This is a genomic window from Peribacillus sp. FW305-BF15, from assembly GCF_058783805.1.
Window position 1 is genome coordinate 182,207 of the sequence record NZ_JBYSYV010000010.1, and the last position, 12,565, is coordinate 194,771.

At 39.9% G+C, this 12,565-nt stretch carries 14 protein-coding genes; 2 read left to right on the forward strand and 12 right to left on the reverse strand.

The window, feature by feature from the left end; all coding sequences use genetic code 11:
* Positions 1-9: 9 nt before the first annotated feature.
* The 7 genes from AC3WLU_RS13060 to AC3WLU_RS13090 all read right to left on the reverse strand — a co-directional run bounded on the left by AC3WLU_RS13060 (position 10) and on the right by AC3WLU_RS13090 (position 7,559).
* A complete protein-coding gene (locus AC3WLU_RS13060; protein ID WP_063577100.1) occupies positions 10-819 on the reverse strand; it encodes a YitT family protein in 810 nt (269 codons plus the stop codon).
* 142 nt (positions 820-961) lie between these two features.
* A complete protein-coding gene (locus AC3WLU_RS13065) occupies positions 962-2,227 on the reverse strand; it encodes a M48 family metallopeptidase (protein ID WP_063577101.1) in 1,266 nt (421 codons plus the stop codon).
* 289 nt (positions 2,228-2,516) lie between these two features.
* Complete coding sequence (locus AC3WLU_RS13070; RefSeq protein ID WP_492597358.1) at positions 2,517-3,182, reverse strand: LuxR C-terminal-related transcriptional regulator; 666 nt, start codon at positions 3,180-3,182, stop codon at positions 2,517-2,519.
* A gap of 187 nt (positions 3,183-3,369) precedes the next feature.
* Complete coding sequence (locus AC3WLU_RS13075) at positions 3,370-3,897, reverse strand: HD domain-containing protein (RefSeq protein ID WP_413004634.1); 528 nt, start codon at positions 3,895-3,897, stop codon at positions 3,370-3,372.
* Between the two features lie 173 nt (positions 3,898-4,070).
* Positions 4,071-5,615, reverse strand: a complete 1,545-nt coding sequence (locus AC3WLU_RS13080; protein ID WP_492597359.1) for a fatty acid--CoA ligase family protein — start codon at positions 5,613-5,615, stop codon at positions 4,071-4,073.
* A gap of 178 nt (positions 5,616-5,793) precedes the next feature.
* Positions 5,794-6,783, reverse strand: coding sequence for a lipoate--protein ligase (gene lplA, locus AC3WLU_RS13085; protein ID WP_328143671.1), 990 nt, complete (start codon positions 6,781-6,783; stop codon positions 5,794-5,796).
* A gap of 41 nt (positions 6,784-6,824) precedes the next feature.
* Complete coding sequence (locus AC3WLU_RS13090) at positions 6,825-7,559, reverse strand: MBL fold metallo-hydrolase (RefSeq protein ID WP_095392679.1); 735 nt, start codon at positions 7,557-7,559, stop codon at positions 6,825-6,827.
* Between the two features lie 172 nt (positions 7,560-7,731).
* Between AC3WLU_RS13090 and yhfH the strand changes: the two genes are divergently transcribed.
* Entirely contained in the window at positions 7,732-7,860 is a 129-nt protein-coding gene (gene yhfH, locus AC3WLU_RS13095; RefSeq protein ID WP_065310849.1) for a protein YhfH, read from the forward strand.
* Between the two features lie 159 nt (positions 7,861-8,019).
* On the opposite strand, the gene AC3WLU_RS13100 is transcribed toward yhfH, so the two are convergent.
* From AC3WLU_RS13100 to hemE, 3 genes are all read right to left on the reverse strand, one after another.
* The gene (locus AC3WLU_RS13100) at positions 8,020-8,595 is read right to left on the reverse strand and encodes a TetR/AcrR family transcriptional regulator (protein ID WP_057275809.1); all 576 of its coding nucleotides are present in this window, start codon (positions 8,593-8,595) and stop codon (positions 8,020-8,022) included.
* 271 nt (positions 8,596-8,866) lie between these two features.
* Entirely contained in the window at positions 8,867-9,802 is a 936-nt protein-coding gene (gene hemH, locus AC3WLU_RS13105; protein ID WP_268564325.1) for a ferrochelatase, read from the reverse strand.
* 78 nt (positions 9,803-9,880) lie between these two features.
* Positions 9,881-10,924 (reverse strand): uroporphyrinogen decarboxylase, encoded by a 1,044-nt coding sequence (gene hemE, locus AC3WLU_RS13110; RefSeq protein WP_492597360.1) that lies wholly within the window; start codon positions 10,922-10,924, stop codon positions 9,881-9,883.
* A gap of 252 nt (positions 10,925-11,176) precedes the next feature.
* On the opposite strand from hemE, the gene AC3WLU_RS13115 reads away from it, so the two are divergent.
* Positions 11,177-11,692, forward strand: a complete 516-nt coding sequence (locus AC3WLU_RS13115) for an antibiotic biosynthesis monooxygenase family protein (protein WP_057275807.1) — start codon at positions 11,177-11,179, stop codon at positions 11,690-11,692.
* 169 nt (positions 11,693-11,861) lie between these two features.
* Here AC3WLU_RS13115 and AC3WLU_RS13120 read toward each other — a convergent pair whose 3' ends face one another.
* Positions 11,862-12,101 (reverse strand): phosphatase PAP2 family protein, encoded by a 240-nt coding sequence (locus tag AC3WLU_RS13120; RefSeq protein WP_413009412.1) that lies wholly within the window; start codon positions 12,099-12,101, stop codon positions 11,862-11,864.
* A 152-nt stretch (positions 12,102-12,253) separates the two neighbouring features.
* Positions 12,254-12,478: a hypothetical protein gene (locus AC3WLU_RS13125; protein ID WP_492597361.1), complete on the reverse strand. Its 225-nt coding sequence runs from the start codon at positions 12,476-12,478 to the stop codon at positions 12,254-12,256.
* Between the last annotated feature and the right edge of the window lie 87 nt (positions 12,479-12,565).

Genomic DNA, 12,565 nt, shown 5'->3' on the forward strand with positions numbered 1-12,565 from the left:
TCATTATCATCACTCTTTATGAAACATACCCATGACCTCAGCAGTTTCGGTTATATTAACAAAAGCATTCGGATCCACTTCTTTTATCATCGTTTTTACATCGGTTAACTGATAACGTGTAATGACTGTCATCATTACTTTGCTCTTTTCTCCTGAATATGCACCTTCACCATCCATAACTGTAATTCCACGATATAGGTTGGTCAGGAGCTTCGTTTTCATTTCGTCACTCTTTTTGGTAACGATCATCAATGTTAATTTAATGTGATTGGAATGGATCGTATCGATCACCTTTCCTGCTGCATAAATGGAAATCAACGTATATAATGCGGCATCCCAACCGAAGATGAAGCCTGAGATTACCACCACAACAGCATTCATCACCGAAAGCAATGTACCAAGCGGAAAGTCGCTCTTCTTAGCCAATAGCATGGCAATGATATCAAAGCCGCCAGAAGACCCCGAAGCGCGAAAGACGATGCCTATACCGATTCCCGATATGATTCCGCCAAATAAAGAAGACAAAATCGGTTCAGTGGAAATACCGTGAACTGGAATGAGGTATAAACTGATGGAAATCACGACAACTGATAATATCGTATAGGTGATAAAGCGTCTCCCTAATTTCAGGTAACCAAGAATCAGCAATGGCAGGTTCATCAGAAAATTCAATATCCCTGTGTTGACTGGGGTGATGATTCCGAACATGATCGCAAGTCCACTAAGTCCGCTGCTTAAAATTAAATGTGGTATCAAAAATAAGTTGTAGGCCACTGCCACAAGCACTGAGCCTACAGTGATCAAAAGTACATTATACATATCCGATCTCCTTAAAACGAACTGGGAATTTAATTTATTATAGTAGAGAACCTAAGATTTTTTAAAATAATAGTTTTTTCTGAAAACGACTACAAACTTCCACTTTCCGAAGGAAAAAAGCCAGCTGGTTTTCAGCTGGCTTTCACTCACCCTTTGTATCTGCATTTTCAACCGTTGAAATCCGTTCGAGCATGGTCGGATGGGAATACCGCAGCCATTTAACCAGGAATGGCGGGTTGACCTGACTCAAACCCGACCTCGTGAGTTCCTGGAAAGTCGTGATTGCTGATTCTTTGTCCCCGGTCATTTCAATGGCATAACGGTCAGCCCTTGTTTCCTGATATCTGGAAACATAATTGGACAGCGGACTCGAAGCAAAGAGCAGCACAGACGTTATCAAGAGAAATAACGGAAGAGATGATATGCTGTCAACCGAACGGACCTTTAACTGATGGCCCCAGCGACCAATAATAAAGTTCATGATTTTCGAAGTCAGCCACAAACCGATTAATGTCAGTCCTAAATAACCTGCAATCCCTATATAAATGTGCTTTTCCACATAATGAGCCATTTCATGTGCCATGATAAAAAGGATTTCATCTTCCTTCAGTTTGTTCAGGGTCGTATCCCAAAGAACTATTCTTGAGTTGGAACCTATGCCGGTAACATATGCATTCAAGGCATTTGTCTTTTCCGCCATATTTACTTCATACACGTGTTCAGCCGGGATCTCAGCCTGTGAGGCTAGTGCCAATATTTCCGTTTCCAGCTCTTTATTTTTGAGAGGATAGAATTCATTGTACAGCGGATCAATCAATACAGGCTGAACGAACATCAGGAACAAGGAAAAAGGAATGGACAACATCCAAGCATAGAGCCACCACTTCTTCACACTTTTTTTCATTAACCAATATAAAACGGAAACGATGATGAACATCATCCCAAAATTCACCCAAAATTCGATGACTCCATCCTTCATCCACGAGGTGAAACTTTGTGTACTTATGTGGTAACTCTTGCTCATCCGATATCCAATGAAACTGATTGGAAATAGAGCCAGGTATGAAATAACGGAAAGCCAGAATAAGTAAATGCCCGTTCTGATCGCTTTCCGTCTCGAGACTGCCATTGACGATTTTTCAAATGCCTTTGAAAAACCGAATAATAATATGAAGAAATACAGAAGCCATTCATATGGCGTCGATACGAAAAAAATAAAATTCCGCAGTCCTGAATACTCTTCACTAAGCTTTAGTTCCCTTGCATTCAGGAATGTTGCAGGATCTGCTGCCGTTCCACGCAAAGCTTCGGGAATGGTCGTATCCGCTCCATAAAAAATATACCAATACATCGCTGCTGCATAAAGGATATATAGTATAATCGCTCTTCCAGCCCATTTTCTAACCATGATGCCCCTCCTTAAAACGAATCTCCCTCTTAATAGTTTAATCCAAAATGGACAGGTTAGAACCGGATTTCCCTTATTATTCACTTCTTACAGTTCCCATCATTTTGTTGAATATTTCACAGAATACTCCATCAGTCAAACATGCACTTCCGGGATGGGAGTTTTAAGGCAACGACGAATTTATTCTTTTGCCTATTTGCTAAGATGAAATCGTTTCATCAAAGGATTTTAAATGTGAATTTGATTTATAATGAATGAGACCGATTAACGGAACGGCGGGCATGATTGGTCATCCCTTCATCCCGCTATTTTGCAAACCATACAAAAGTGCCATAAGCTCCGGTCGATTATTAACATTCAGTTTTTTGTAAATACGGCTTATATAGTTTTTTACCGTGCCGATCGATAGAAAAAGTTTTTTGGAAATTTGCTGATTCGTTTCGCCTTGGGTTAGCAGGATAAGCAGTTCATGCTCGCGTTTAGAAAAAGCCCCCAATTTTCCGATTGCCTTTTCCAAAGTTACTGGTGATCTTTCAACATCCCGCTCCAGCCTTTTCATTAAAATTGATTTGAATGAGGCAGGATAAACGATCTGACCGTTGGCACATTGACGGATTGCCGACAACACTTGTTTCATTCCGCCATCCTGTAACACATAACCTGCTGCACCATGGCCTATTGCTTCAATAAGATAGTTATTTTCTGAATAGTCAGTAAAAACGACCAAAGGAGTGGATGGGTGTTTTTCCTTAAGGACTTGCATGACTTCTTGTCCATACTTCCCTGATGAGCGGGCATCAATAAGAATGACATCTGGTATGACTGATGTATGATCAGAATCAAGAAGGTCCATTTCATTTCCAGTCATCCCCATGACCTTAATGTCACCTTCTTGTTCGATGATTCCCTCAATTCCTCCCTGACCACCATATATCATTAGCTTAATCGGCTTCATAACCTCACCTGTTACTTTTTTTATTTGTTATTAATCCGATAGTTTTTTATAATTGTTCACCATGAAATAGTTCTAATGGTCTATATTTTACATCATTAATTCACCTGTTAACAAATTTAAACTGTAAAAATACTTTTAATAATTGTGTTCCTCCTGACAATAAAAAAGGCTATCAACCCGTTTGACTTCAGGATGATAGCCTTTTTCTTTGTTCCTCATCTATGAGCGTATCAAGTTTCATGATGCTATCCTTTGCCCGGGGAAAATCAATTTTGCGATAATGGTGTTTTCCGCCTTCTTCTTCATCTTTTTCGTCGGCCCATTTGACGACTTGCTGAAGCGGTGTACGAATAATATCATTCGAAGGTAAGAACGAATCGGTATGAAATAAAATGGCGAGGGAAATGGTCTTTGCCTTGATCGGGTTTTCTCCCAAGCGGATTAACAGTTTATGTGCTCGTTCGGCACCTTTGATGGGGTGAATATCATTTTGTTTATAAAGATCATAATCCCATTTACCATTGCGATACCAGGTGAAATGACCCATATCATGCAATAGCCCGGCTTTAGCGGCAATATCAGGGTCGACATTATATTCATTTGCTAAGTGAAACGCATGGTATGCTACCGCAATCGCATGTGCCAGACCTGAACGGTTCAAGTATTTTTGAGCAATGGGATGTGTAAAAATATCCAAAAGTTTTACATCTCTCATCTAACCCCTCCTTACAATATTGTGGAAATTTTTAATGACAATCATAACTCTTTTCGAAACAAGAATCAAGGTTTTAAGATTCTTCAATATATTTTATGCAACCTCATACACTTTGGTTGTACAAAAAAGGACCATTGCCGGTTATAGGCAATGATCCTCATGATCAATGTAATTCAGCTTTGCAGTACATGGTTTTTCAAGGAACGTCGTAAAATTTTACCAGTCGCGTTTTTTGGAAGTTCATCCAAAAACTCAATTTTTGCCGGCACCTTATATTTGGCCAGGTGTTCCATGCAATGGGCAAGCAGCTCTTCCTCGGTCAATGCATTGTTTTTCTTTACCACAAAGCATTTAACCACTTCCCCCTGATTGGGATCGGGAACGCCAATGGCTGCTGCCTCAACTACTTCAGGATGGACATACAAAACCTCCTCCACTTCACGTGGATAGACATTATAGCCACCGACGATGATAAGCTCCTTTTTACGATCTACAATGAAAAAGTAGCCTTCATCATCCATCCTGGCTAAATCGCCTGTATATAACCAGCCATTTTTCAAGACAGCGGCTGATTCTTCAGGCATTTTATAATAACCTTTCATTACATTCGGACCCCTGACAATCAATTCTCCTACACCATTGATCGGCACTTCTTCTCCAAGCTCATTGACCACTTTGTTTTCCACCCTAAGGATGGATGTACCGATGGAACCCGCCTTCCTTGGACGGTCCAAAGGATTGAAGCAGGTAACAGGGGAAGCTTCGGATAAGCCATATCCTTCTGAAACCCTAACATTAAATTTCCGCTCGAATGATTCAAGCAGGGACACTGGCATGGCAGATCCGCCAGATATGCATATCCGCAAAGACTTCAAAGCATCCTCTTTCGCATCTGGATATTGAAAAAGAAAGTTATACATCGTAGGCACGCCAGCAAAAACGGTTGCATCATATTTTTTGATTTGCCTGAATATTTCCTTTGGACTGAATTGCGGGACAATTAAAAGCGTACCTCCGCTTATCAACGGGGCATTCACAACTACCGTTAAACTGAAAACATGGAACATTGGCAATGTCGTAATGACACGGTCACTTTCTGTGATATTTAAATATTCACCAATATCATGTGCATTGGAGTAGATATTGGTATGTGTGAGCATGGCCCCCTTTGGTTTCCCCGTTGTCCCGGAAGTATAAAGTATGATTGCCGTATCTTCAGGATCCAGTTCAGGACCTTTAAAGCCTTCATCCCCCGATTCGACCATTTTTGTAAACGATTTCATTTTATTGCAGATGTTAAATTCGCTACTATCCCCACTATGCGGCTGCGTTTCACAAATTACATATTGTTCTACGCTTGAAAGGATAGGGTTCATTTTCTCCAGTAAGGGTAAAAGCTTATCTAATGCCACAACAACCTTTACATCGCCATTATTCAGGATATAACCAATCTCGTCAGGTGTGTATATTGGATTGACGGGAATTACGGTCGCCCCTGCTCGCATAGCTCCATACAATGAAATGATGAAATGTGGAGAGTTGCCTAATAACAGCGCAATGTTATCACCTTTTGAAACACCAAGCCTATGTAATTCGTCCGCGAACTTCGTAACGGCTTTATCCAATTCCCCATATGAAGTGGATTGATCCAAAAAGTAATATGCTGGCTTATCCGCCTTTTTTAAAGCCATTTGATGAAGCTGTTCAGATAAATTCATCTTTCTCCCTCCCCTGCAAATAGCATGAATGAATGGTCATTCATTTTTATGGTGAACTAAATACATTTTTATTATATTAAAAGAATGCGATCACAGCAACCATTTTATCCATATTCAAGCAATTACTGTCATTATTAGTCACAAAAGCCGTCCTAAAAAGGCGGGACGGCTTTCAGGCTTAATATATTAAAGCCAATATTTCTTCTTTTGTTACATTGCCAAAATAATGACGAACATCGATCTCATCCAGTACTCTGCTGATTGCTTCCTTTTCATAGCGTGTTCCAGTAAGCTTTCGTTCAATATCCGCGACCTCTCCAACCCCGAAGAAATCACCGTAGATCTTGCAGTTTTCAATGATTCCCCTGTTCACTTCAAGGCGGATATCAACAGATCCCACAGGAAATCTATGTGAGTTTTGCAAGTTGAATTTAGGTGATTTTCCGTAATTCCACTCCCAATTTTGATACCTATCTTCCGAGATTTCGTGAATTTTCTCCCAATCCGTTTCTGTTAAAACATACTCTGTAACCTTTCCGGTTTCTTTGAAAATATTTTGCAGAAGGAATGAACGGAATTCTTCAACAGACATCGGTTCTTTTAGAAAATCGGCGATATTACCGACACGGCTTCTTATCGATTTAATCCCTTTGGACTCGATTTTATCTTTTTTCACTTTTAAAGCGGATACAATGTGATCCATTTCTGATTGAAACAGCAATGTTCCATGACTGAACATTCTGCCCTTCGTTGAAAACATCGCGTTTCCCGAAATTTTCTTTCCTTCAGCCAGAATATCGTTACGACCGCTCAATTCAGCATGTATTCCTAGTTTCTCGAGCGTTTCCACGACAGGCTGGGTGAATTTCTTGAAGTTATGGAAACTGTTCCCATCGTCTTTCGTAATAAAACTGAAATTGAGATTCCCTAGGTCATGATAAACCGCTCCACCTCCGGAAAGGCGGCGAACAACTGTAATGCCCTTTTCATCTACATAATCGGAATTGATTTCTTCGATCGTATTTTGATTTCTGCCTATGATGATTGAAGGTCGATTAATGTAAAATAAAAGATATGTTTCATCTATGTTTAAATGTTTAAGCGCATATTCTTCGATGGCCAGGTTAATTCTTGGATCTGTAATTCCCTTATTATCAATAAAAAGCACAGTTGTTCCTCCTTGCAGACTTCATATCACTGATGTTTCATTTAAAGTTGGAACTCGAGATTGGTTTTGGCTACAGCTATTTCCCTTTTAAATACCTCGGATGCTTCTTTTTTCAGTTGATCAAGATTCCCATAATGAGGGAGGTGAGTTAACAGCAACAGCTGGACGTCAGCCTTTTCCGCCAGCAGGCCCGCTTCCCTTGCCGTCATATGCCCCGCCTTTGAACCATCCATATCACTGTAAAAGTTACTTTCACATAATAAAACATTTGCGTCTTTAGCGAAATCTGCAAGCTCATCCATATATGAACTGTCACCTGTGTAAACTATCGAATGATTTTCAGCTTCGATCCTCATTGCAAAGCAAGGGACTGGATGTTTTGTTTTCATGAACGTAAATTTACACGGTCCAATGGTTAAGGGGTGATCAGCAGAGATGGCTATCCCCTTTGTCACGTCTTTGTATGTTAACTTACCAAATTCGACTTCGTCCAAATCATGACCATATATAGGAATCGTCCTTTTTTCGCTGCCCAATATCTGTTGTATGAACGCAGCGTGCTGCAGGACACCAATATCCGCTACATGATCAGGATGATAGTGGGATAATACAACTGCACCAAGATCCTCCGGCTTCATATGGTTTTGAAGCTGTGATAGGACACCGCTGCCACAATCAAGCAGAATGCGAAAATCTTCATATTCAAGCAAATAGCCGGAACTTGCCTCATTTTTAGCTGGATAACCGCCCCAGCACCCAATTACGGTGATTTTCATTCTTAGGCACTCCTTTTTTTCTCTCAATGACTTCCCCATTAATATAAACTATTCTTGCCCTTATTTCACCTTTTTTACTTATGTTATAAAACATTCATTGACATCTCAAATCTGTTATAATACAATAAAACCATAGAAAAGCGAATAATAAAAAATTCAGGAGATGATGTTCATGATTCAAAGTAGCGTTGAGTTCTTTAAAAATCTGCCACCGAAACAATGCACGGAATGCGGAAAAAAAATTGAAGAACAGCACGAATGTTATGGAAACCACTGTGATCATTGCCTTTCTGGAGAGTAGTAGTCTTTATGTTTCACCATCCTATCCCAAATAGCAGGATGAATTCATAGATGTTTCGGTTTCGCAGCTGAAAAAAAAACCAATAAAAGAAGAGATACCGATGATCGGCATCTCTTCTTTTATTGGGGTTCATTGCCTTTCAGCAAAAAAATAGATTGATTACGTAACGGATAATCCTTTGAACAAATATATTTTAAATAGTTCAGCAATTTCCTCTTTCTCTAATGGGGCATGGTTCCTTTCCCAATCAAAGATCAGGGCAAGGTACATCTTTAGCATCAGGAAAGCTGTTATCTCCGGATCGCAAGGTTGTATATGGCCCTTATCAATCGCTATTTTTAGTTTTTCCTTAATGTAGGATACAATGGCTTCTTCCATTTCATTAACCATTTCCTGAACGGCCGGCGTACCAATTTCCCGCTCTTCCTGAAGAAGTTTTAATGATAATTGATGTTCCTGCCTGAACTCCAGAATTCGATAAACGGCCCGATGCAGGTTTTCAAAAAAGGAGAGTTGGTCATCCAAAGATTGTTCCGCCTCATATTTCATTTCCTCTATCATCCGCTGAACGATTTCTTTAAACAGCTCTTCTTTATTTTTATAAAAGGTATAAATGGTCCCTTTTCCCACATTGGCAATTTTAGCGACTTGATCCATCGTCGTTGCCTTATAGCCAAAAAGTGAAAACGACTTGGTCGCAGCTTCCAAAATTAATTTTTTACGATCAACAGACATTTCCCACCTCAATTCTGACCAGACGGACAAAACAGTCATTATGTTCAACGATATCATACCAAAAATTTTCAGTTTTTTCAATTATATTTTCAATTCCCAAGAGAAACAATGGCCATCCCCGTTACTGGACAGCCACTTTTCGAAAATACATATTTATTTAAATCTGCAAGGCCAAAGGCAGCGTCGCTTTCCAGTGAATAACATAACTTCAAATGAAAATATGTATAGCACATAGCAAGCATGGTTAAACTAATTTTCCCCTATTGACTGATCATTTTTCCTGTAATCTGTTTAAAATGATCGTGGCCAAAGCATCGATGAATTCAGGTTTAACATTGGGCATATCCGGCCTATAGTAGCCTGCGCCAATCTCTTCCGTCACAACCTTACATTCATAATCGTTATCATAGAGGACTTCAAGGTGCTCGGCAACAAAGCCGACAGGAATATATATGAAAGCTTTATAACCTTTTGCTTGATGAAGATCTCTGGTTAAATCCTGTACATCGGGTCCCAACCATGGTTCAGGAGTTTGTCCAGCGCTTTGCCAGCCTACTGCATAATTGCTAACCCCTGCGCCTTCAGCGATCATGTCTGCCGTTTCTTTCAGTTGATTTGGATACGGATCTCCCGATTGCAAGATTTTTTCCGGGAGGCTATGTGCCGACACAATTAAAGCGAAATTATCGCGTTCTTCCGAGGTCATTTTCCCAATCACTTCTTTTACCTGGTCTACCCAATATTGGATGAATTTTGGCTCATCATACCAGCTTTCAACGGAAGTGATGGTCAGATCCCCCAATTTAGCGGCTTCATCCTGGGCACGTCCATTATAAGACTTCACGCTGAATGTTGAAAAGTGCGGTGCCAATACGATACTGACCGCTTCTTTGATTCCATCTTCATGCATTTGTTTCACTGCGTCTTCAACAAAAGGTTCAATATGCTTCAGGCCAAGATATGCCTTGAATTCAACTTCCTCCTGAACGGAATTCAATTTCTTTTCAAGCGCTTCAGCTTGTCCTGCCGTTATTTTTGCAAGCGGGGATAATCCACCGATCGCTTCATATCTGCCCTTTAGGTCGGCAATCAATTCGTCGCTTGGCCGTCTCCCATGACGAATATGTGTATAATACCTTTCAATATCCTCTTCAGTGTATGGAGTACCATAAGCCATGACTAAAAGGCCCATTTTTTTTCTTGACATGAAGTTACACCTCTTTTAAAGATTTCGTTCTTTTATTGTGCATCCAATTAAGGAGTTTTAGCAAATGGTTCGCTCACCTTACTTCATTTTTGATGAATATTCATGAATGAAAGCGGTCAGCCTCTTCAGTGTTTCCGGATTTACGGAAGGGAAAACCCCATGACCAAGGTTAAAGATGTAGCCGTCCTGCTCCATGCCCTGATCGAGAATCCTTTTCGTCCGTTCTTCTATAACATCCCATGATGATAATAGCAGGGCAGGATCTAGATTACCTTGTACCGTTTTCTGGATTCCCATTTGTCTTGCTTCTGTAATTGGCAGTCTCCAATCAAGCCCGACTACATCAATCGGAAGATCATTCCACTCAAGTGCCAAGTGACTTGCGCCGACCCCGAACATGATTAGCGGTACATTTTCTTCACGCAATGATGAAAAGATACGAGTCATGATCGGCTTGATGAATACACGGTAATCTTCAACATTCAAAGCACCCACCCAGGAATCAAAGATTTGGATGGCTTTAACGCCGGCTTTGATTTGCGACTTGACATAGATGATGATCATATCCGCTAACTTATCCATTAATGCAAACCAGGCCTTTGGCTCGGAATACATGAAAGCTTTCGTCTTATTGTAGTTTTTGGAGGGGCCGCCTTCAATCATGTATGAAGCAATGGTGAAAGGAGCCCCTGAGAAACCGATCAAAGGAACGGACAATTGCTCCGTGGTCAATAATTTAATCGTGTCCAACACATATGGGATGTCTTTCTCTGGGTTCAATTCACCTAATTTTTCAACATCTGTCACCGATTGGATCGGATTGGCTATGACTGGACCGATTCCGGACTTAATCTCAACATCGACACCAATCGCTGGTAGCGGTGTCATTATATCTTTATATAAAATCGCAGCGTCTACATCATATTGCTCAACTGGCAATCTAGTTACAAAAGCGCATAATTCCGGCTGATGAGTAATTTCAAAAAGTGAGTACTTCTCTTTCAATTTTCGGTATTCCGGCTGTGAACGGCCAGCCTGACGCATATACCAAACAGGCACATGATCCGTTTTCTCTCCTCTTGCAGCTTTTAAAAATGTATCATTCGTAATTTCCTTAGACATTAATATCCACCTTTCAAGCAATCACGTTTCTATTTTTATTCATTACCTACATAGAATATCAGAAGGATGTTGAATTTCAAATCGAATCTCCTTAAACTATAGCTTTTTCTATAATATATTTGTCAAAAAATCGACTTTTATATATGTATCTTACCGGTTTGCCAGCTTAATGGTTAGTTTGGAAATGGTAAAAGCTCTATTCATTGGGTAAAATGGGTATACAGGTACTATATAGAAATTGGAGGGGAATTTATGAATGTATTCATCACTTCAGGTACTTATGATTTTTTGAAATTAAAAAAAGATAAACACCCGAATGAAAAAATATTACTTATGCAGAATGCTCAAAACACAGTCCTTTTACATGAAACTACAGGTAAAACGCTCTTCAGCTCGCCACGAAAATATGAGGTAGTCGATGGGAAGGGAACTCTTCAAGATCATGGATATGTGGTCATGAACAATATCCCTGTCAGTGAGGAAGGACGGCCGGTATTTGAACACCGTTTTAAAAACAGGGCCGGATTCATTGAAAATGAACCAGGCTTCGTTGCCCTTCGTATCCTGCGTCCAATCAACTCTGAAACATATGTAATCTTAACGATTTGGGAAAAACAATCGGACTTTATGAACTGGAAGAAATCCAGTTCATTCCAGCAGGCGCATAACAGTGACTCCAAACCTCCTGTTACGAATTCCAGCCAGAAGTTGTTTTCAGGTGAAGCCTTTGTAACGCAGTATACATTGGTGAAAGATTCTGAGGAATAGACTATTTAATGCTTAATAAGAGGCCCATCCTAAAGGATGGGCCCCTTCATAGTAATGCAGAACGTTATTTGGACGCTAAAAGTCATATAACCCTATAACAATCCGACAAATTCCTTCTTTATTTCCGGGGAAATGCAACCGATATTTACAAATATTTCATCAGAATCCTTTATTCAAAGTATCTAGATCCCAGGAATTTATACAATTTAAACAAGATTAAACTATATGCCGTCCCTAATGCAAAACCTGCCAAGATATCAGTTGGAAAGTGAACTTTCATAATGATCCTGCTGACACCGATCAGGAGGACCAGACAAACGAAACCAATTCCCATTGCCCATTTCAATGAGTTTCCTTTAATTTCATTCATGATTATATAAGCTACCAAACTGAAGAAAATAATGCCCACATTGCGTGGCCACTTGGAAAACTGAAGCCAGCGGTCTCCATTAAATGATTTTCAGGGCGCACTCTTTTAACATAATTTTTTATCCACCCGTTTAACATCACCCTCAGCAATTCCGATAGAGAAGACGGCCATGTTCCAATAGTCCTTCTTCATTATCCACAAATATAGAACACATAATATGCTTCCAAAACCAATGAACTTGGATTTCCCAAGATAGGTAATGGACTTGTGAGCGAAAAAGTATTTTCCCCTACGGAAAAAACTACCGTAATATATGTATCGAACGCTAAAGCCTCCTCCCTTTGGACTTCATGCACCAAAAAAAAGAATAGCAACACGCAAAGCAAAACCAAAGCAATCCAGAAATATTTAATCATTATATATCTCTCCTGAAGGTATTTAATACACTTTGGATCATTCAGAATATGATATACTACTTACAATTAATCCAATCATTGGGAGGT

Coding starts and splice junctions, on each gene's coding strand:
- hemE (WP_492597360.1), bottom strand. CDS start 10,924: ATGTCTAAGGAAATTACGAATGATACATTTTTAAAAGCTGCAAGAGGA.
- hemH (WP_268564325.1), bottom strand. CDS start 9,802: ATGTCAAGAAAAAAAATGGGCCTTTTAGTCATGGCTTATGGTACTCCA.
- AC3WLU_RS13125 (WP_492597361.1), bottom strand. CDS start 12,478: ATGATTAAATATTTCTGGATTGCTTTGGTTTTGCTTTGCGTGTTGCTA.
- AC3WLU_RS13075 (WP_413004634.1), bottom strand. CDS start 3,897: ATGAGAGATGTAAAACTTTTGGATATTTTTACACATCCCATTGCTCAA.
- AC3WLU_RS13065 (WP_063577101.1), bottom strand. CDS start 2,227: ATGGTTAGAAAATGGGCTGGAAGAGCGATTATACTATATATCCTTTAT.
- yhfH (WP_065310849.1), top strand. CDS start 7,732: ATGATTCAAAGTAGCGTTGAGTTCTTTAAAAATCTGCCACCGAAACAA.
- AC3WLU_RS13060 (WP_063577100.1), bottom strand. CDS start 819: ATGTATAATGTACTTTTGATCACTGTAGGCTCAGTGCTTGTGGCAGTG.
- AC3WLU_RS13100 (WP_057275809.1), bottom strand. CDS start 8,595: ATGTCTGTTGATCGTAAAAAATTAATTTTGGAAGCTGCGACCAAGTCG.
- AC3WLU_RS13070 (WP_492597358.1), bottom strand. CDS start 3,182: ATGAAGCCGATTAAGCTAATGATATATGGTGGTCAGGGAGGAATTGAG.
- AC3WLU_RS13090 (WP_095392679.1), bottom strand. CDS start 7,559: ATGAAAATCACCGTAATTGGGTGCTGGGGCGGTTATCCAGCTAAAAAT.
- AC3WLU_RS13080 (WP_492597359.1), bottom strand. CDS start 5,615: ATGAATTTATCTGAACAGCTTCATCAAATGGCTTTAAAAAAGGCGGAT.
- AC3WLU_RS13115 (WP_057275807.1), top strand. CDS start 11,177: ATGAATGTATTCATCACTTCAGGTACTTATGATTTTTTGAAATTAAAA.